Source organism: Leuconostoc falkenbergense (assembly GCF_014634805.1).
GTDB classification, from domain to species: Bacteria; Bacillota; Bacilli; order Lactobacillales; family Lactobacillaceae; genus Leuconostoc; species Leuconostoc falkenbergense.
Genome location: NZ_BMBS01000001.1, coordinates 1 through 15,749, shown reverse-complemented (window position 1 = coordinate 15,749; position 15,749 = coordinate 1). Strand labels below are relative to the sequence as shown.

Genomic DNA, 15,749 nt, shown 5'->3' with positions numbered 1-15,749 from the left:
TTTTCTTTTTTTTGTTACAATGCAGATAATAGATTCCTTGGAGATTAACATGACTAAAATATTGGTTGTCGATGATGAAGTAGCAATTTCAACGCTGTTACAATATAATTTGGAACAAAACGGGTACGAAGTTACAACAGCAGGAGATGGTAACTCAGCTTATCAATTAGCAAAATCAGAACAATTTGATGCAATTTTACTAGATTTGATGTTACCGAACATTGATGGCATGACGGTTTTAAAACAAATTCGTCAGGATAAAATCACAACACCGGTAATTTTAGTGACAGCTAAAGGAGACGAATTTGACCGTGTCTTTGGTTTGGAGCTTGGAGCAGATGATTATATTACCAAGCCTTTTAGCCCGAGAGAAGTGATTGCCAGATTAAAAGCGGTTTTACGTCGCTCACAAACACCCATAGTTCAGTCAGAAGAAACAGTGATTACGATTCAAGATTTGAATATCAACGATGGTAAAAAGATTGTTACTAAGGCTGGTCAGAGTGTTGCATTGACGCCACGTGAATATGATTTATTATTGTATTTCGCCCAACGATTGGGCCGTGTGATTGATCGAGAAACTATTTTGACTGCAGTTTGGGGTTATGAGTATACCGGTGAAAGTCGCATGGTTGATATGCACATTAGTAATTTACGCGAAAAATTAGAAACAAATCCCAAATCACCAGAAATATTGAAAACGGTTCGCGGATTTGGCTATACAATGATTAGCTGACGGCCTAAGGCCGTTTTTTTGTGTAAACCTTTCTTTACAATTATTTACAGAAACACGACGAAAATGGGTCGCGATTCATAACAATAACACCGTATTATATAACTTGTAAACAAGGAGCGGCCCCCAAGATCCTCTACTACGACCTTGTTTCATTACATAATCCAAAGGGAGAAGTACATCATGAACAAAAAAGTTGCAGGTATTATCGGAGGAATCGTTGTCATTGCGGCAGGGATTGCGTTGTATACCTCTGCTAATAACAAGTCAAGTGACAGTAAATCATCATCAACGTCATCGACGAAGGTTAGTGGTAAAGTGCTATCTTTGGGATCAACTGCTTTGCAGCCATTGGCAGAACAAGTTGCTTCCTCATTCCAAGATAAAAACCCAGATGTTACAGTAACAGTTCAAGGTGGTGGTTCAGGTGCTGGTCTTAGCCAAGTATCTGATGGGTCAGCGCAAATTGGTAATTCCGATGTTTTCGCTGAAGAAAAAGAAGGCGTTGACGCTAGCAAATTAGTTGATCACAAGGTTGCTGTTGTGGGTATTGCACCTGTTGTCAATAGCGATGTCCAAATTAGCAACATTTCTAAGACGCAATTACGTGAGATTTTCACCGGTAAAATAACTAACTGGAAAGACGTCGGCGGAAAAGATGAAAAGATCGTTGTGATTAACCGTGCAACAGGGTCAGGTACTCGTGCTGTATTTGAGAAAAATATCTTAGATGGTCAAAATGCAGTGCAAGCAACTGAGCAAGATTCAAATGGTACTGTTCAAAAAATTGTTAAAACTACACCCGGTGCTATTTCATATCTAGCTTTTGCCTACCTAGATGCTGATGGTATCAAGGCGCTTAACTTGGATAACGTTAAGCCAAGTAAAGCTAATGTTGAAGACAATTCATGGCCAATCTGGGCATATGAACACATGTATACAAAGGGGAAGGCAACTGGTGTCACTAAGGCATTCTTGGATTACTTCTCAACAAAATCAGTTCAAAAGACGATTGTGCCAAAGTTGGGTTATATTGGTTTGACAGATATGAAAGTAACACGTGATTCAAGCGGAAAAGTTACTGACAAATAATTAAACTACTTTTATTCTAGTATTTACAAGCGTTTTGGGGACATATGGGGACAAGAATTATTTTTCCATAATCTTTAGAACAAGTTCATCTTGAGCTTGTTCTTTTTCTTTGAGAATATGTGCGTATGTTGTAAGGGTGATTGTGACGTTTAAATGTCCAACTCTTTTGCTGATGTAAGATATGTCGATATTATTGTGGAGCAAGTATGAAACGTGCGAATGGCGTAAACCGTGGAACCTAATTTGATTGATACCTAATTCACTTGTCATGATCTCCATACGACGCATAATGGTATTTGATGGTATTGGTACCTCAAATAACTGATCAGAGTTTGAACAGCCTTTTATCCAGCGCAAAACGTCAATTAACTTTTTAGTGATAGCAACTCGTCTAACAGAACTTACATTTTTGGGTGGAGTCACTTTTTTCATTAGTTGAGAATATGATTTGTCAATGTTTATTGTATTATTTTTGAAGTCTATATCTGAAAATGTTAAGGCTAATATTTCACCAGATCTAGCACCGCTTTCAACTGCAATCAGCACGGCTAAATAAAAAGGTTCGTTGAGTAATCTATTTTTATCTTTATATAGCCACCACTGCAATTTTTTAAACTCCGATGCCGATAAATAGTTATCATCAGTATGTTTTACAGAACCAACAGCCTTAACTCTCGAATAAATATCTTTATCTATCAGACCATCTATTTGAGCGTCTTTCAACGAACTTTTAATACTTGATAAAAATCCTTTAGAATATGCTTTAGTGTGCGTTTTTCCGAACTCATTCATTTGAGTTTGTAGAAACTGCGTAGTTAGTTTATTAAGGGGAATATCAGCGAATAATTCTTGTATATTGAGCCAATAACTGTGGTATTTAACAAACGTAGCCTCTCTTACTGTGTTCTTTTTGTAAGTTTCAGTCCATAACTTATAGTATTTTGGTAATGAAATATTACCAGCGTTAATATCCAAGCCACCGTTTACCTTAGTTTCAGTTTCAGCAGCCCAAGCGGCGGCCGTCTTTTTCAACTCAAACGTTTTGCTTGTTTTCTGCCTTAAACCACGAGCGTCAGTATAGGATACAACAGCACGCCATTTCTTCCCGCGTTTTTCAAAACTAGCCATAATAAAAACATCCTTTATCAGGGGGCTTATATCTGTTATAATCTAATAGAACGCCCCATGCGTTCGCTCTATAATGTTTAGCACACCCAGTGAACTTTTGCAGGTTGGGGTGTGCTTTTTTATGTACGCCCATAAGGGCATTTACTAATATGAATTGTCTTGTACTTTTGTTATTTTGTAAGTGGCGTCTTTGTATGATTGAACTTTATCTTGCGGAAGATATTCAAAAATTGTTTTTTGGATGCTTTCATTCGGTTTCAGTTCTACCTCTATATATTCCGGATCACCAAGCTTTGTAGTGCTAGAACTATATGCTTGCACGGTAAAGCTGTAGTTTATTTTCTTAGATGATGTGTTTTTAATGTTAACATTCATCTTTGTGTCGATATTTCCGTAACCGTCATCATTTGTTTGAAGCTGACCCAAGTCAACGTCCACATTTTTTAAATATTTGTTTGTGTTGTTACCGTTGGTTTTGTCATTAGATTTTTTGATTGATTTGTCAGCCTCTTTTCCTGCACTGTCTAAAGCAGAACTATAACTTGCTTGTGTTACTATCACGATAGCTATAGAAATAACGGAAATAATAATTGCAATAAGTGATAGCAACTTATTATTTTTTAAGTTAAATATTAATCCAACGATTCCAAACAATAACGAAATTATTGCAATTACAAAACTACCATTGTTAACAAAAGGCATCCATGAACTTACTAGCGCAACAGCCCCTAAAACTATCGCAATAATAGACAGAACTTTTAATCGTTCCGGCTTCTTCTCTTTCATCTTTGAATCTCCATAGCTTTTTAATGTGGACGCTCGGCACATATATATGTACACCGCAAAGCGGTTTATAGAACAACAACACCGATAATCTGTGTCTCATGTGTTTCATCAATAGGCATATCATCATAACTCTTATTTAAAGAAACGAAACGTGCGCCTTTTTCATCATTGACGTACTTTTTTACGTATGCCTGATTATCATAATAGGCGATAACAACTTGACCGCTACGTGCTTCAAACGTTTTCTTAACAAAGATAATCTGCTTATCCTCGAACAACGGTCTCATAGATACACCGTTGACGATAACGGCATAATCATGTTCAGGAACAACGCCCTCATAGGGTACAAGTTCAGGGTTATTATCTAATAGATATTCACCGGTACCAGCTGATACTGCACCACACACTGAAACTTCACTCTTTACAGGCATTGGGATAACGTTTTTTTGTTCATTATATTGTTGTTTAGCAAAGTTGTAAACGTTATTCTGACGTTTTTCATTTAATTTAGATGAAACGGAAACTATTTTATCAATAGCGCTATCAGATATTACGCTTTCTGGGTCGATTATATCCATTGGGTTTATTCTAAGAGCTTTTGCATAAGCAACTATTTTATCTCTACCCATGTTTTGGATATAACCGGTTTCCCATTTTCTTACTGTTGATTTACCGACACCGGTTAGCTTCCCAACTTCTTCAAGGGTTAATCCAAGTTCCTCACGGCGTTCTTTTAAGCGCATAGACATAATGAATCCTCCATGTGTATATAATAACACAATAGTGTCCTAAATTACACAATCAAAATGAATTTAGAAATTAAAGTGTCATTTAAGACACAAAAGTGTTGACAACGAAAAAATAGTGGCGTAGTATTAAAAGTGTCCTAAAGGAAACGGAGGTGATTAAATGAATAAAGGAATGTTGCTTGGTCTGATTAAACAGACCGGAACGCCGGTTTACAAAGTTGTTTCTGAAATAAACGACATGGGTATTCCGATGACGACTTCAACTTTCTATAAGGGATTGAACAACCAACGAGAATTTAAAGCGAATGAAATTGTCGCTTTGTCAAAGGTTGTCAATCTGAATAGAGAAGAAGTTATGGATATTTTTTTTAAAGAAATGGTGTCCTAAAAGACACTTAAGCGCACAAAAAAAGCGCAACTAGTGAAGTAGCCGAGCATTCAAGAAAGGAGGGAGATAGATGGAAATGATTGATGACGGTAATTCATTAACAATCGATGACAAGAAGTTTGATTATGATGAACAACACGTTATAGATGTTCAGCCAATTAAAAACTCCCACGGTTACATGGAAGTTCAAGTTACTTTCTTGGTTGAATCATTTATCAAGAAATAGTTTTGCAATAGTTCTCGTGATGGTTGGAATGGTCATAGGTACGCCATTTGTTATTAGTTCAGACTTCACTTTATTCCAAGCCGTCTCTGGAATGATGGAATCCAAAAACTTGTGTCCATCTGGTGTGATGTCACTGACGAACATAACGGGCCACTTAGCTACCGTTTGTTGTGTGTGGCCAGATAAGAGCCCTTCGTCAATCGCTTGTTTGACAGCATATAAGATGTCATCAGTAGCAAAACCGTATTTGTTGATTGTCGATTGTACAACGTTGTGGACGTCTGGATTGAGAGGAGCCTCTTGAAATTCAATCATCACTGCACGCAAAGCTTCATAGTTTAGTTTCAAAACACATTATCCTTTCATTTATTTCAACCGGTACGTTGATAAATAAAGGATAGCACCAAAAATCAATTAAAGCATTAGAAAGGAAGTGAACGAATGGCTAAAACATTTGAGCTCACCGATGAACGTAAGCAACAAATTAAAACCTACAACGAGATAGGTTGGCCTGCATCTTTAACAATTCCGGTTTTGGAATTGTACGAACAAATGAGTATAAGCACAATACGGAAACACTTCTTGAGTCGTCCGGATGCCCCTTACATCAAGTTTGATGAGCGTGGTGGTGTCATACCAAGAATGGCTTGGGAAAAATTCAAAGCGTGCATAAGTATCGGCAAAACGTATGAGGGAGAAATTTAGGAAGGTAAGCAATATGGAAAATAAACAAGTTAGATATGCAACTTGGTTAGACGAGTTTATTGATTCACACGAAGATTTGAAAACGTCAATGGCTGACTTAGACAAAGAAGTTCGTCATGCAAATCAACAACAAATCGCTCGTTCAATTCGTGGATTTGGAGGCAAATAATATGCAAGAAATTATCAAGATTAACCAAAATGAGCAAGGCGAGACACGAGTAAGCGCTCGAGAGTTGCACAAGGAATTAGGCGTTAAGAAACGCTTCAGCGCATGGTTTGAACAATATCGGGAAATGTATGTTGAGGGAACTGATTTTACAAGTGTACTTTCAGGTACGGTTGTAAATAACGGCGCTGTTAAGCCACTTCAAGATTATTCTCTCACGGTCGACATGGCAAAGAACGTAGCTATGATGTCGAAGACTGAAAAGAGTCAGCAAATACGAGATTACTTTATCCAAGTCGAAGACCGCTACAAGAAGTTAGCCAACGATCCATCTTATCAAATGGCACTTGGTCTGAAAGCATCGCAGTTACTACTTGAGCAGAAAGACCAAATCATTGCCGAGATGAAACCTAAAGCTTTGTTTGCGGACGCAGTAGCAACTAGTCATACAAGCGTTCTTGTTGGTGAATTGGCTAAGATACTCAAACAAAATGGTGTCGATACAGGTGCTACACGGTTGTTCAGTTGGCTACGTGATAACGGCTACTTAATCCGACGTAACGGTACAGATTACAACATGCCAACACAGAAGAGTATGGAATTGGGATTGTTTGAAATCAAGGAAACCTCAATCGCACGCAGTAACGGCAGTGTCACAGTATCTAAGACACCTAAAGTTACCGGAAAAGGTCAGCAATACTTTATTAACAAGTTTTTGCAAGCAGCATAAGGAGAAAATAATGGAAAATATCAACAACCTACTAACGGGGTTTTCGGAACAAAAAAAGCTCATTGAACTTGCTGCAAAACAAGAAAAAGAGCTTCAAATAACACTTGATAAGTTAAGAAATTATCCCATGCTACTGCATTCCAATGACGGTGAATTCGTCGTTAGGTTTGAACAAAATGACTTTTAATGGCTGATTACTATCAAGCAATACAATGTTCGATGGCCGGTCATTGATATCAATCAACTCACCTTTGTATGAATTTATAAAGTCTATTATTTTTTCAAGCTTTTCAGCGTTAGACCACTTTGGCCAACGATGTGCAAATTTTATATAATGAGCCTTTTTAAATTCCGTCAAAAAATCAATAATCTGCTCACTATTTGTGGATTGATCAATACTTATAGTTTGTGTATCGCCATCCGAATCGGTGTAATGAGTCCAGCATTTACCGTCGTGGTAATCTACGAAGTTTGCCATAAATGAAATATTGTTTTTATCACTAACGACAATTTTAGGATTTACACCAAAAGCGTGAACATACAACAACGAAACGTTTTGAATCTGTTTTAAATTCATTTTAAATTTTTCCTTTCAATTTACTAGGCAGTGCAATGCCAGTAATTAAAGGATAGCACCACACAAACAATAAAACATTAGAAAAGAGGTCGGCATGTCAAAGAGTGCAGATTTAGAAGACATAAGGCAGTCGTTGCTTGACTACGCACAGGCAGCAATTAGCAAAGGTCGTGAGGCGATAGAGGGTGAGCTGTCTATCAACTACAGACCGATTGACGAAGCCGAAAAGGCATTGGATTTATTTGAAAGGGTAAGCAAATAACATGTGGTTTTTACAAGTAGTAGCAACAATCGTAATTTTGGTTTTGGTATTCGTACTAGGCTTATCACAAGGTGAAGCACAGGAGCGTGAACGAATCGAAAAGCAACGCAGATTTGAAGCAATGGGCGGTAAGAGCAGCTCAAACAAGTATTTCTGACAAAAGAAAAACGCTTAGCAAAATTGGAGTTGGCTAAGCGCAGTAGGTATAAATTGTCTTGAAAAATAATTTATACCTCGATTATATCAAGAAATGAGGTAAAAGCAAATGGATAGATTACGTAAGCTTCGTAAAGAGCGAAACGTGACGCAACAAGAATTAGCAGATGAAATGTTGGTAACAAAACGAACGTTGGCTAGATACGAATCAGGAGAAAGCGAACCACGATCGTCAATGGTATTCGATTTAGCTGATTATTTCAAAGTATCAATTGATTATCTGGTCGGAAGGAGTGACGTTAGATGATTGAACCGCAAGACGCATTACACTTCGGAAGACCAGACGTTGAAGACGAACGTTGGCGTTACAAGCAAGAGCTATTGGATAAGTTGCATAGCGAGCGTGACGATTTGTACACGAAGCGTGATGACCTCGAAAACCAAATGTTAGAGGTTGACAACGAAATATCAGAGTTAGATGCAACGATTAACAATATAGAACACGGAGATTAAGCATGGCAAACGAAATAACAATCATTGATGACTTCGGACAAAACTTTGGTCTTAGTCTTTTGAACGACAAAGAGCAATTACAAGAGTTAGATAACGACCAACTAGAAGATTTGGTCTATCTGATTAAGCATTTGAAAAATGGTATTTCTAAAGTGGATAAAGAACTGAAAGAGCGGTTAGATAGTGGCTCACAGTTCAAACACATCACTTACGGTGAAAGCAAAAAAGTGTCAATCGATAAGGATAACGATAAAAATAAAAAAGACTTCGTTAATAACTATGGATGGGCCGCAGTGGAAGTAAAATCTCCAAAACAACTTAAAGATTTATTTGGCGAAAAAATTCAAGATGATCTAGACAAAGTTGTGGTCTATGACACGCAGAAGAGGGTGAAGTATGAGTAATAAAATGACATTCGTTGAACTTCAAAACCACATGAATTTGAAGAAACAAGCAGGTCAACAAGTTAAGTACACATATCGTAGTGCAGAACAGATTTTGCAAACGTTCAAGACGTTAGACAGTGGTTGGGAAATTGCTTTGAATGATGAGATTGTGACGGTTGCAAATCGTATCTTTATCCAATCCATTGCAGAGGTAACAAACGGCACAGATAAGCACAGCAGCCGTGCGTTTGCAGAGTTGGCAGATGTTCCAGTGTTAAACACTCAAAAGGGTGAGAGAAAGCAAATGAGTGAGCCACAGTGGACTGGAGCCGTTAGCAGTTACTCACGAAAGTATGCATTACAGGGACTGTTTGGAATTGCTGATATTGATGTTGATGAGTTAGAACTTGAACAACAAGCTTTCAAAAAGAAAGAGGAAGTCAAGTCACGAGATTTTAATTCTGAAATTATGAATGCAATTTCAAAAGAACAAGTGTTGCAGATAGCAAAGGAAGCTAAGCAGTACGGTCAAGGTCACGCAATTTTAGACGCATATAAATTAAAGATGAATCAGTTAGAGGAGAAAACAAATGAACCAAGTTAATTTAACAGGACGACTAACAAAAGATGTTGAAGTTCGCTATACACAGTCAGGCAAGGCTGTTGGTAGTGGCACAATCGCCGTTACACGAAAGTTCAAGAGTGCTAACGGTGAACGTGAAACAGACTTTATTAACTTTACAATGTGGGGCAAGCCGGTTGAAAACTTTGCAAACTTCACACACAAAGGCTCACAAGTCGGTTTGAGTGGATCATGGCAAGTTAGAAACTACGAGAACAAAGATGGACAACGTGTTTATGTAAATGAGTTGGTTGCAGATAACTTCGATCTATTGGAAAGCAAGTCACAGTCCCAAAATGAAACAGCACAACCACAAAATAACAAAACACAACAAACTGGTTTCAACCCATTCAACGGCAATTCAAACACTGAAATCAGTGATGAAGATTTACCTTTCTAAGAGGTGATACATGGCGGATAACAAAAAATATTATTATATCCGTCTCAAGGAAAACTTCTTTGATAGTGATGAAATCAAATTGTTGGAGAGTATTCCAAATGACGGCTATAAATTCTCAAATATATTACTAAAAATGTATCTCAAAAGTCTCAAATATGACGGACGGCTAATGTTCAATGAGCGGATTCCTTTCAATACTGAAATGTTGGCAACAGTCACTAGTCATAGTTTGGGTGATGTCACAAGAGCGATTGACATGTTCAAAAAGTTTGGACTGATTGAAGTTTTGGAAACTGGCGAAATCTATATGTTAGACATTCAAAGTTTTATAGGCAAAACCTCGACAGAAGCAGACCGTATCAAGGCTTATCGCAAGAATATTGAACATCAAAAACAAGTCAGTGTACAAATGTACGACAAACGTACACCAGAGACAGAGATAGAGATAGAGATAGATAAAGAGATAGAACTAGAGACAGATACAAAACAAAAATCATATTCTCAAATAGTGGCTATGTTTGAAAACAATGGTTTTGGGTCTGTCGGTGGTATTCTTTCTCAAAATATCTACGATGAACTCAAAGACTTCGCTGATGAAAGTAATTATAGCGAAGCAACTAAAGTCATATCAAAAGCAATAGAGATAGCAGTTAATCAAGGAAATAACAGACCGGCTTATGTTTGGGGTATTACTAAGAACTGGTATCAAAGAAAGTTGTTTACCTTAGCGTCCATTGAAGCAGTTGAAAACAAGCGCAAAAAAGACACAGCCACCAGTGAAGCTAAAAAGCAGTCTGATGAAGAAAAGCAGCAGGCGGTTAAAGAAAAAGAGTTATTAGCGCACAGACAAGAGCAGTACGAAAAAGTCTTGTCAATTTACAGTGAAAAATTTGGTTTTGTTAGAACACCAGTATTTTTGCAAGATACGCCTGATCTAAAAAATAATGACGTTTGGGAGCTGTTGGTTGCTGGTGATGATGAAACCTACGAAAGGTTAAAACAGGTTGTTGATAGTCATGAATAACGAAGAATTAGAGTTATCGTTTCTTGGCGACTTGATGTTGTCAAATGATATTCAAGGTCTGTTAGCTGATGTTGCCTCACAGATGAAAGCTGATGACTTCAACAATCAGGAAGCTAAGCAAACATTTAGTGTCATTAACGAGATAGCTAACAACGGTGACGAGGTAAACCCAATCTCAATTAGCCAAGCTGGTGTAGACATTAGTTTTGTATCAATCGTTGCTCAACGTGGTCTAAGTGCAAATAACGCTATTCAAAAAGCTAAGGTGATTCACTCATTAGCCAAAAAGCGCAATCTATATCTTAAAGCACAACAAGTGATGCAGAATCTAGCAAGTGGTGATGATGTTGAAGCAGTCAAAAGTGATCTATCAACATTCTTAAACGGTGACGTTGATGTTAGTTCAAACACAACTAAAAAGATTGATGAGGTTTTGAACCCAACGCTAGATAGCATTCTATCTGTGAAAGAAAACGGTGGTATCGCTGGTATTACAACTGGCTTCAAGTCGATTGATAAATACATTGGTGGTTTGCTAAAAGGCTCACTCACAATTATTGGTGCTAGACCAGCAATGGGTAAGACGGCATTTGCTTTGAACATGGCAGAAGAAAGTGCTAAGCGAACAAACAAGCCAGTTCTGATTATCTCACTAGAGATGAACAATGAAATGCTAGTCAAGCGCATTTTTGCCAAAGAGAGCAATATCTCGTCAGAAAAGTTACGTGATGGCAACTTGGACGAAACCGAAATTGGCAGATTAACATTTGCAAGTGACAAGATGTCAAAGTTGCCTATCTGGTTTGATGACACACCTATTCAAAGCTTTGATGATATTAGAAGCCGTGTCCTGCGTTTACAACGTCAGCAAGGCGAGTTAGGCATGGTGATGATTGATTATCTAGGGTTGATTGAAACAGGCAACGAGCGCAACAGCAATCGTGTTAATGAGGTCTCTAAAATCAGTCGTGGATTGAAAGTGTTAAGCAAGGAAGTAGATGCGCCAATCGTAGCACTAGCACAGCTTAATCGTGGCGTTGAACAGCGGACAGACAAACGCCCACTGTTATCTGATTTGCGAGACAGTGGTTCAATCGAACAGGACGCAGACAATGTGGCTTTCTTATATCGAGATGACTACTATCGCAATGAGGGTGAAGAACAACCTGATGATGATGAAATATCGACAGTTGAATTTATTATCGCTAAGAACAGAAACGGTAAGCGTGGCACGATTCAACTAGCCTTCAACAAAAAGTACAGCATGATGACAGATTGGGTGAACGAATCACAAGGAGGTACGGTTTGGTAAATGACAGAGCTATTCGCAAAACTGAATAAGGTTGACCCAAACAAAGGTCTAATCACGTTGCAGTTGAGCGATGAAGATTTGCGCACATTGCAGAAGTATCACGCAACTAATCAGCAACAAGTTCTGTCAGTGGTAGCTAGTGATGATAGTGAGCCAACGCCAAAACAGCGTAGATTTGCGTTTGCACTACTCAATGACATTTGGTTGTCACAAGTAGGTGGAGCATGGTTAGAGACTGTAGAAAGCACGAGAAGGCACTTTTACGGTATGTACGAGTATTACCACGGTTTAGACTTTGGCGAATTTAGTCTGAGCGTAGTCAAGGGCAACAAGTCGGACACAAACGAGTTCATCAACATGTTATTAGATTACGCAGCACTTCACGACATTGCTTTGAGTGTGAAGCCGTTGAATGAACTGGAGCCACAGGAAATAGCGCACTGGGAATATCAGTGTCTGATGAACAAGTGTTGCGTGATATGTGGCAAGAGACCTAGCGACCTACATCATTTAGACACGATTGGTCAAGGCGTAGACAGGCGTAAGACTAACCATTTGAAACACAGAGCCGTGCAATTATGTCGAGAACATCATCAGGAGGCACATTCGTTAGGGATTGAGACATTCTTACAGAAACACCACCTGAACGGCATCAAGATTGACGAAAAAATAGCATTGGCACACGGACTGAATATAAAGTGATTTAAGCGTTTAAAAGTAGTTTTAGTGTAATTATGCCAAACTAATGTTTGCAAGTCACAAACAGGCGTTTTAGTACGAATAAAAGCAAATGAGCAGAAAGGAAAGCATGACGATATTTATTTTTGAAAGTGAATTGTCAGGAGACCCAGCGCCACACAACCAGTCGCGGTTTAATCCAAAGACACGTCAAGTGTTTAAGGGTGCTAGAGAAAAAGCCTATATTCAAGAGCTTGAGTATCGACTACGTGCCGAAATCATCAAGGATAAGGCCTTTAAAAAGTATGGTGAAGTCCCAATCAAGGCTGACTACATCTTTGGTTTTGCACCAACTAAGTCATGGAGCAAGAAAAAGATACAGCGTGCTTTGAGCCATGAGATTTACCCGACAGAGCAAAACAAAGGCGATTGGGACAACTTGACCAAGTCAACGCAAGACAGGCTAAACAAGCTAATCATAGTTGATGACAGATTTATCGTGGACGGCAGAGCGAGAAAGATATTCACGCCTAAGCCGTATCTAAGAATTGAGATTGAGGAAATATAGCAATGAAAACATATTACAGCATTTATGTGAATGATGATTTCTGGAGAGCTTTTGATACAGAGCGTGAAGCTAAGAAATATTTATATGAATTTCAAAAGACACATCATGTGAAGACAGAAATTATCGCAACAGGTGGCAAGAAAAGCAATGTCAGTAGGTGAATACAATGACAATCGAAGAATATAAAAGACAGTCAATTAAACGCGTCAATAAGCAAGCAGCAGTTTCAGGAGCGTTTACACATTGTTTTGATACACATGCGCAATCCGAACGGAAACGTGCATCAGAACGTAAGCGCAGATTCAGGGCGTTGGTCAGAAGTAATATTACTGAAATAGACGTGCTTGCACAGTATTTTATGATCAGCGCGAACACGATTAAAAAGATTGCCTATTCTGCTGGTTATCATATCAGCAATGGGCAAGTTGTGGAAAGTGTGATGAGATGAAATTAACCAGCGAAAAAGTTAATGAATTGCTAGGTGTTGATGAAGCGTTTAAAGTTCCTAACAAGTTAATGTCAATCATGATGAATCGTGAACAACGTGAGCAAACGTTTAAAGCATTTTTGGAAGTTGAGCGCGATACATCGTTTGATTGGTTTCACGAATATTTTGAAAGTGAACAGTCCGAGCGCAAGACTAAGAAGCAAGATTTCACGCCAAACAGCGTTTCTGACATTATGACGAAACTTGTTGGGAAAGCAGACACATATTTTGAATCAGCAGCTGGTACAGGTGGTATTGCTATTCGTCATTGGTGGCACGATTTGATTGACAACCACAATCCATTTTTCTATGAACCATCAGATGATTATATGGTATTAGAAGAAAAATCAGAACGTGCGTTACCTTTTCTATTATTCAATCTATCAATTCGAGGTATCAACGCAATCGTTATTCATGGTGATAGTTTAAGCCGTGAAGTCAACAATGTTTATTATCTACTGAATGATAAAAATGATTTCTTAGCATTTAGCACAGTAAATGTTATGCCGCAAAACAGGACGACAATGAAAGAGTTTAATGTTAGTCGGTATATTGATGAGCCAATAGATCACATTGAAGCAGACATCAATATGTGGCGTGACAATGTTGGTAATAAGTACGATTTTGCAGCTAAGTTTATTGAAAAGTATTCAAAATTAAAAGGAGTTAGTCATGAAGATAGTTAGCTTTGATTGGTTAGTAGATGCAAATAACAGGCAAGCGGGTATTTTAATCAAAGAATACCCAGGCGGTTATGAATTAAAAATGATTAGTGCAATGCACGCAGGACAAGTTGCAATATTTCTAAAAAACGGCATGAAAAATATTGAAGTCAAGGAATTGAAGTTTGTACTACCAGAGGTAAAAAAATGAAAATAGTTAGCTTACAGAGCGTGGGATTGGGAGCGATATTCAGTGATGGTAATAATGAACCATACACCATAACAGTTGGTGAAAATTTATATGACCGTCGTGGGTATTCGTTAGATGTCACGGTTACTAAAATAAATTATCAACAGGGTGACTTTGATGCGTATGGTTTTGAAATATACACCGTCCACACATCAGACGGACACATCAGAGTGTTGCCAGCAGACAAGTACATTGCAGAATGGAGCTAGGACACCGACCGTATCAGTCCAGATGACATCGGCAATGATATTCATGAGTTTTTACACGGAGGAGATAAGTAATGACTGAACCAGTAGCATATATCAGAAGAACATCGGGTGGTACGTATATAAGTCTAACGCCTATTAGTGATAAGTATGGTGATAAAACAGACAAGACATTACCACTTTACACAGCAGAACAGTTACACCATATGAAGTGGTTTGTGAGAAGTAAAGAACCAGAAACGGAAGACGGGGACGAGCATTATCTTTTTCTTAGTGGATCTAATTTAGATGATTTAGACTATTTGGAATTCGATTATGCTAAGGTATTTGGCACCAAAGAAGAGGCAGAGCTTTGGAAAAACCCACTAACAGAAGCGGTGCAGTTACCAGTGGAGGAAGAATGATTATGTGGATAAAAAAGCATATGTATCAGAACCTCATGAGGTGCATCAAACAAAACGAAATGGATATTGAAATTCTAAAGCAACGATTGCACAAGTTTAAAAAGCAATCAGAACTTGATGAACTTTTCAACGATATGGGATACAAGAAGTCGCAGATGTTCAAAGTGGATCTAATATTGCCAGCGTTTTACATTATGGGATATAACGAAAACGGTGCGGCTGAATTATATGGTGGCAGAGTGATGAATGGACACGACCTCTATAAGATTATTATAGAAAAAGATGTGACTATTGAAAGGTTGGTTATTGTTCCGGTTAAAATTTCGGAGGTCAGCAATGATTGAAATAGGACACAACTTACAGCATGAGATTGAGTCTGGCATGTTATTGTCAGCAATGGTCGCACCCAGAAACAATCAAGATAGTTGACGAATAGTTAAAGGAGCAAAGCGTGGCGGATAAATGAAAGTAATAGACAAACAAGTATACATCGTGGGTTATCGCAAGACAGATAATGACGAGTGGGAAACATCTGGTAC

General features: G+C 38.2%; 30 protein-coding genes. 25 read left to right on the top strand and 5 right to left on the bottom strand.

Going from position 1 to position 15,749, the window contains the following annotated elements; all coding sequences use genetic code 11:
- Nucleotides 1-49 precede the first annotated feature (49 nt).
- Together IEU71_RS00150 and IEU71_RS00145 are read left to right on the top strand one after the other, a co-directional pair.
- Nucleotides 50-736, top strand: coding sequence for a response regulator transcription factor (locus IEU71_RS00150; protein WP_004914348.1), 687 nt, complete (start codon nucleotides 50-52; stop codon nucleotides 734-736).
- A gap of 180 nt (nucleotides 737-916) precedes the next feature.
- The gene (locus IEU71_RS00145; protein ID WP_004914351.1) at nucleotides 917-1,825 is read left to right on the top strand and encodes a phosphate ABC transporter substrate-binding protein; all 909 of its coding nucleotides are present in this window, start codon (nucleotides 917-919) and stop codon (nucleotides 1,823-1,825) included.
- Between the two features lie 57 nt (nucleotides 1,826-1,882).
- Here the strand turns inward: IEU71_RS00145 and IEU71_RS00140 are convergent, their stop codons facing one another.
- From IEU71_RS00140 to IEU71_RS00130, 3 genes are all read right to left on the bottom strand, one after another.
- Nucleotides 1,883-2,953 (bottom strand): site-specific integrase, encoded by a 1,071-nt coding sequence (locus IEU71_RS00140; RefSeq protein ID WP_004914355.1) that lies wholly within the window; start codon nucleotides 2,951-2,953, stop codon nucleotides 1,883-1,885.
- Between the two features lie 144 nt (nucleotides 2,954-3,097).
- Nucleotides 3,098-3,739, bottom strand: a complete 642-nt coding sequence (locus IEU71_RS00135; RefSeq protein ID WP_004914357.1) for an amastin family protein — start codon at nucleotides 3,737-3,739, stop codon at nucleotides 3,098-3,100.
- Nucleotides 3,740-3,804: 65 nt separating this feature from the next.
- Nucleotides 3,805-4,482 carry a helix-turn-helix domain-containing protein gene (locus IEU71_RS00130; protein ID WP_143471452.1) on the bottom strand — a complete coding sequence of 226 codons (678 nt, stop codon included), beginning with the start codon at nucleotides 4,480-4,482 and terminating at the stop codon, nucleotides 3,805-3,807.
- A 166-nt stretch (nucleotides 4,483-4,648) separates the two neighbouring features.
- On the opposite strand from IEU71_RS00130, the gene IEU71_RS00125 reads away from it, so the two are divergent.
- Both IEU71_RS00125 and IEU71_RS00120 read left to right on the top strand, forming a co-directional pair.
- Nucleotides 4,649-4,876 (top strand): hypothetical protein, encoded by a 228-nt coding sequence (locus IEU71_RS00125; RefSeq protein WP_004914362.1) that lies wholly within the window; start codon nucleotides 4,649-4,651, stop codon nucleotides 4,874-4,876.
- A 70-nt stretch (nucleotides 4,877-4,946) separates the two neighbouring features.
- On the top strand, nucleotides 4,947-5,102 hold the full coding sequence (locus IEU71_RS00120; protein ID WP_004914367.1) for a hypothetical protein: 156 nt from the start codon (nucleotides 4,947-4,949) through the stop codon (nucleotides 5,100-5,102).
- On the opposite strand, the gene IEU71_RS00115 is transcribed toward IEU71_RS00120, so the two are convergent.
- Nucleotides 5,085-5,450 carry a DUF2513 domain-containing protein gene (locus tag IEU71_RS00115; RefSeq protein WP_004914370.1) on the bottom strand — a complete coding sequence of 122 codons (366 nt, stop codon included), beginning with the start codon at nucleotides 5,448-5,450 and terminating at the stop codon, nucleotides 5,085-5,087. The two genes, IEU71_RS00120 and IEU71_RS00115, sit on opposite strands and share 18 nt — an antisense overlap.
- A 93-nt stretch (nucleotides 5,451-5,543) precedes the next feature.
- Here IEU71_RS00115 and IEU71_RS00110 point away from each other — a divergent pair, with 93 nt between their 5' ends.
- Genes IEU71_RS00110 through IEU71_RS00100 form a run of 3 tightly spaced genes read left to right on the top strand, consistent with a single transcriptional unit; the run spans nucleotide 5,544 to nucleotide 6,703 of the window.
- Nucleotides 5,544-5,807 carry a hypothetical protein gene (locus IEU71_RS00110; RefSeq protein WP_036067039.1) on the top strand — a complete coding sequence of 88 codons (264 nt, stop codon included), beginning with the start codon at nucleotides 5,544-5,546 and terminating at the stop codon, nucleotides 5,805-5,807.
- Nucleotides 5,808-5,820: 13 nt separating this feature from the next.
- Nucleotides 5,821-5,976 carry a hypothetical protein gene (locus IEU71_RS00105; RefSeq protein WP_004914376.1) on the top strand — a complete coding sequence of 52 codons (156 nt, stop codon included), beginning with the start codon at nucleotides 5,821-5,823 and terminating at the stop codon, nucleotides 5,974-5,976.
- 1 nt (nucleotide 5,977) lies between these two features.
- Nucleotides 5,978-6,703: a phage antirepressor KilAC domain-containing protein gene (locus tag IEU71_RS00100; RefSeq protein WP_004914380.1), complete on the top strand. Its 726-nt coding sequence runs from the start codon at nucleotides 5,978-5,980 to the stop codon at nucleotides 6,701-6,703.
- 130 nt (nucleotides 6,704-6,833) lie between these two features.
- Here IEU71_RS00100 and IEU71_RS00095 read toward each other — a convergent pair whose 3' ends face one another.
- Complete coding sequence (locus tag IEU71_RS00095) at nucleotides 6,834-7,280, bottom strand: hypothetical protein (RefSeq protein ID WP_004914383.1); 447 nt, start codon at nucleotides 7,278-7,280, stop codon at nucleotides 6,834-6,836.
- 94 nt (nucleotides 7,281-7,374) lie between these two features.
- On the opposite strand from IEU71_RS00095, the gene IEU71_RS00090 reads away from it, so the two are divergent.
- The 18 genes from IEU71_RS00090 to IEU71_RS00005 all read left to right on the top strand — a co-directional run bounded on the left by IEU71_RS00090 (nucleotide 7,375) and on the right by IEU71_RS00005 (nucleotide 15,554).
- Nucleotides 7,375-7,542 carry a hypothetical protein gene (locus tag IEU71_RS00090; RefSeq protein WP_004914386.1) on the top strand — a complete coding sequence of 56 codons (168 nt, stop codon included), beginning with the start codon at nucleotides 7,375-7,377 and terminating at the stop codon, nucleotides 7,540-7,542.
- 1 nt (nucleotide 7,543) lies between these two features.
- The gene (locus IEU71_RS00085) at nucleotides 7,544-7,699 is read left to right on the top strand and encodes a hypothetical protein (RefSeq protein ID WP_004914387.1); all 156 of its coding nucleotides are present in this window, start codon (nucleotides 7,544-7,546) and stop codon (nucleotides 7,697-7,699) included.
- 108 nt (nucleotides 7,700-7,807) lie between these two features.
- Nucleotides 7,808-8,005 carry a helix-turn-helix domain-containing protein gene (locus tag IEU71_RS00080; RefSeq protein ID WP_004914390.1) on the top strand — a complete coding sequence of 66 codons (198 nt, stop codon included), beginning with the start codon at nucleotides 7,808-7,810 and terminating at the stop codon, nucleotides 8,003-8,005.
- Nucleotides 8,002-8,211 (top strand): hypothetical protein, encoded by a 210-nt coding sequence (locus IEU71_RS00075; protein ID WP_004914394.1) that lies wholly within the window; start codon nucleotides 8,002-8,004, stop codon nucleotides 8,209-8,211. The genes IEU71_RS00080 and IEU71_RS00075 overlap by 4 nt, the downstream gene beginning before the upstream one ends.
- A gap of 2 nt (nucleotides 8,212-8,213) precedes the next feature.
- Complete coding sequence (locus IEU71_RS00070) at nucleotides 8,214-8,615, top strand: hypothetical protein (RefSeq protein ID WP_004914397.1); 402 nt, start codon at nucleotides 8,214-8,216, stop codon at nucleotides 8,613-8,615.
- On the top strand, nucleotides 8,608-9,201 hold the full coding sequence (locus tag IEU71_RS00065; RefSeq protein ID WP_004914399.1) for an ERF family protein: 594 nt from the start codon (nucleotides 8,608-8,610) through the stop codon (nucleotides 9,199-9,201). Before IEU71_RS00070 ends, IEU71_RS00065 begins: the two co-directional genes overlap by 8 nt.
- Nucleotides 9,188-9,619, top strand: coding sequence for a single-stranded DNA-binding protein (ssb, locus tag IEU71_RS00060; RefSeq protein ID WP_004914402.1), 432 nt, complete (start codon nucleotides 9,188-9,190; stop codon nucleotides 9,617-9,619). Before IEU71_RS00065 ends, ssb begins: the two co-directional genes overlap by 14 nt.
- Nucleotides 9,620-9,629: 10 nt before the next feature.
- Nucleotides 9,630-10,643, top strand: coding sequence for a phage replisome organizer N-terminal domain-containing protein (locus IEU71_RS00055; protein WP_004914407.1), 1,014 nt, complete (start codon nucleotides 9,630-9,632; stop codon nucleotides 10,641-10,643).
- Nucleotides 10,636-11,955 (top strand): replicative DNA helicase, encoded by a 1,320-nt coding sequence (dnaB, locus tag IEU71_RS00050; protein WP_051000483.1) that lies wholly within the window; start codon nucleotides 10,636-10,638, stop codon nucleotides 11,953-11,955. The genes IEU71_RS00055 and dnaB overlap by 8 nt, the downstream gene beginning before the upstream one ends.
- Entirely contained in the window at nucleotides 11,956-12,657 is a 702-nt protein-coding gene (locus IEU71_RS00045) for a putative HNHc nuclease (RefSeq protein ID WP_004914412.1), read from the top strand.
- A gap of 106 nt (nucleotides 12,658-12,763) precedes the next feature.
- On the top strand, nucleotides 12,764-13,201 hold the full coding sequence (locus IEU71_RS00040) for a RusA family crossover junction endodeoxyribonuclease (RefSeq protein WP_004914414.1): 438 nt from the start codon (nucleotides 12,764-12,766) through the stop codon (nucleotides 13,199-13,201).
- Between the two features lie 2 nt (nucleotides 13,202-13,203).
- Nucleotides 13,204-13,362 carry a hypothetical protein gene (locus IEU71_RS00035; RefSeq protein WP_004914417.1) on the top strand — a complete coding sequence of 53 codons (159 nt, stop codon included), beginning with the start codon at nucleotides 13,204-13,206 and terminating at the stop codon, nucleotides 13,360-13,362.
- 5 nt (nucleotides 13,363-13,367) lie between these two features.
- Entirely contained in the window at nucleotides 13,368-13,649 is a 282-nt protein-coding gene (locus IEU71_RS00030) for a hypothetical protein (protein ID WP_004914419.1), read from the top strand.
- Nucleotides 13,646-14,374, top strand: a complete 729-nt coding sequence (locus tag IEU71_RS00025; RefSeq protein WP_004914422.1) for a type I restriction-modification system subunit M — start codon at nucleotides 13,646-13,648, stop codon at nucleotides 14,372-14,374. The genes IEU71_RS00030 and IEU71_RS00025 overlap by 4 nt, the downstream gene beginning before the upstream one ends.
- Nucleotides 14,361-14,561 (top strand): hypothetical protein, encoded by a 201-nt coding sequence (locus tag IEU71_RS00020; RefSeq protein WP_004914426.1) that lies wholly within the window; start codon nucleotides 14,361-14,363, stop codon nucleotides 14,559-14,561. The genes IEU71_RS00025 and IEU71_RS00020 overlap by 14 nt, the downstream gene beginning before the upstream one ends.
- Nucleotides 14,558-14,809, top strand: a complete 252-nt coding sequence (locus IEU71_RS00015) for a hypothetical protein (protein ID WP_004914429.1) — start codon at nucleotides 14,558-14,560, stop codon at nucleotides 14,807-14,809. The genes IEU71_RS00020 and IEU71_RS00015 overlap by 4 nt, the downstream gene beginning before the upstream one ends.
- Before the next feature lie 71 nt (nucleotides 14,810-14,880).
- On the top strand, nucleotides 14,881-15,210 hold the full coding sequence (locus IEU71_RS00010) for a hypothetical protein (RefSeq protein ID WP_004914431.1): 330 nt from the start codon (nucleotides 14,881-14,883) through the stop codon (nucleotides 15,208-15,210).
- Nucleotides 15,207-15,554 (top strand): hypothetical protein, encoded by a 348-nt coding sequence (locus tag IEU71_RS00005; protein ID WP_036067040.1) that lies wholly within the window; start codon nucleotides 15,207-15,209, stop codon nucleotides 15,552-15,554. Before IEU71_RS00010 ends, IEU71_RS00005 begins: the two co-directional genes overlap by 4 nt.
- Nucleotides 15,555-15,749: the final 195 nt, after the last annotated feature.

Excerpts from the sequence above, each read along its gene's own strand:
- IEU71_RS00140 (WP_004914355.1), bottom strand. The coding sequence starts at position 2,953 with ATGGCTAGTTTTGAAAAACGCGGGAAGAAATGGCGTGCTGTTGTATCC.
- IEU71_RS00030 (WP_004914419.1), top strand. The coding sequence starts at position 13,368 with ATGACAATCGAAGAATATAAAAGACAGTCAATTAAACGCGTCAATAAG.
- IEU71_RS00110 (WP_036067039.1), top strand. The coding sequence starts at position 5,544 with ATGGCTAAAACATTTGAGCTCACCGATGAACGTAAGCAACAAATTAAA.
- ssb (WP_004914402.1), top strand. The coding sequence starts at position 9,188 with ATGAACCAAGTTAATTTAACAGGACGACTAACAAAAGATGTTGAAGTT.
- dnaB (WP_051000483.1), top strand. The coding sequence starts at position 10,636 with ATGAATAACGAAGAATTAGAGTTATCGTTTCTTGGCGACTTGATGTTG.
- IEU71_RS00080 (WP_004914390.1), top strand. The coding sequence starts at position 7,808 with ATGGATAGATTACGTAAGCTTCGTAAAGAGCGAAACGTGACGCAACAA.
- IEU71_RS00065 (WP_004914399.1), top strand. The coding sequence starts at position 8,608 with ATGAGTAATAAAATGACATTCGTTGAACTTCAAAACCACATGAATTTG.
- IEU71_RS00100 (WP_004914380.1), top strand. The coding sequence starts at position 5,978 with ATGCAAGAAATTATCAAGATTAACCAAAATGAGCAAGGCGAGACACGA.
- IEU71_RS00020 (WP_004914426.1), top strand. The coding sequence starts at position 14,361 with ATGAAGATAGTTAGCTTTGATTGGTTAGTAGATGCAAATAACAGGCAA.
- IEU71_RS00025 (WP_004914422.1), top strand. The coding sequence starts at position 13,646 with ATGAAATTAACCAGCGAAAAAGTTAATGAATTGCTAGGTGTTGATGAA.
- IEU71_RS00135 (WP_004914357.1), bottom strand. The coding sequence starts at position 3,739 with ATGAAAGAGAAGAAGCCGGAACGATTAAAAGTTCTGTCTATTATTGCG.
- IEU71_RS00075 (WP_004914394.1), top strand. The coding sequence starts at position 8,002 with ATGATTGAACCGCAAGACGCATTACACTTCGGAAGACCAGACGTTGAA.
- IEU71_RS00005 (WP_036067040.1), top strand. The coding sequence starts at position 15,207 with ATGATTATGTGGATAAAAAAGCATATGTATCAGAACCTCATGAGGTGC.
- IEU71_RS00010 (WP_004914431.1), top strand. The coding sequence starts at position 14,881 with ATGACTGAACCAGTAGCATATATCAGAAGAACATCGGGTGGTACGTAT.
- IEU71_RS00095 (WP_004914383.1), bottom strand. The coding sequence starts at position 7,280 with ATGAATTTAAAACAGATTCAAAACGTTTCGTTGTTGTATGTTCACGCT.
- IEU71_RS00145 (WP_004914351.1), top strand. The coding sequence starts at position 917 with ATGAACAAAAAAGTTGCAGGTATTATCGGAGGAATCGTTGTCATTGCG.
- IEU71_RS00035 (WP_004914417.1), top strand. The coding sequence starts at position 13,204 with ATGAAAACATATTACAGCATTTATGTGAATGATGATTTCTGGAGAGCT.
- IEU71_RS00150 (WP_004914348.1), top strand. The coding sequence starts at position 50 with ATGACTAAAATATTGGTTGTCGATGATGAAGTAGCAATTTCAACGCTG.
- IEU71_RS00070 (WP_004914397.1), top strand. The coding sequence starts at position 8,214 with ATGGCAAACGAAATAACAATCATTGATGACTTCGGACAAAACTTTGGT.
- IEU71_RS00125 (WP_004914362.1), top strand. The coding sequence starts at position 4,649 with ATGAATAAAGGAATGTTGCTTGGTCTGATTAAACAGACCGGAACGCCG.
- IEU71_RS00085 (WP_004914387.1), top strand. The coding sequence starts at position 7,544 with ATGTGGTTTTTACAAGTAGTAGCAACAATCGTAATTTTGGTTTTGGTA.
- IEU71_RS00015 (WP_004914429.1), top strand. The coding sequence starts at position 14,558 with ATGAAAATAGTTAGCTTACAGAGCGTGGGATTGGGAGCGATATTCAGT.
- IEU71_RS00055 (WP_004914407.1), top strand. The coding sequence starts at position 9,630 with ATGGCGGATAACAAAAAATATTATTATATCCGTCTCAAGGAAAACTTC.
- IEU71_RS00045 (WP_004914412.1), top strand. The coding sequence starts at position 11,956 with ATGACAGAGCTATTCGCAAAACTGAATAAGGTTGACCCAAACAAAGGT.
- IEU71_RS00120 (WP_004914367.1), top strand. The coding sequence starts at position 4,947 with ATGGAAATGATTGATGACGGTAATTCATTAACAATCGATGACAAGAAG.
- IEU71_RS00130 (WP_143471452.1), bottom strand. The coding sequence starts at position 4,482 with ATGCGCTTAAAAGAACGCCGTGAGGAACTTGGATTAACCCTTGAAGAA.
- IEU71_RS00090 (WP_004914386.1), top strand. The coding sequence starts at position 7,375 with ATGTCAAAGAGTGCAGATTTAGAAGACATAAGGCAGTCGTTGCTTGAC.
- IEU71_RS00105 (WP_004914376.1), top strand. The coding sequence starts at position 5,821 with ATGGAAAATAAACAAGTTAGATATGCAACTTGGTTAGACGAGTTTATT.
- IEU71_RS00040 (WP_004914414.1), top strand. The coding sequence starts at position 12,764 with ATGACGATATTTATTTTTGAAAGTGAATTGTCAGGAGACCCAGCGCCA.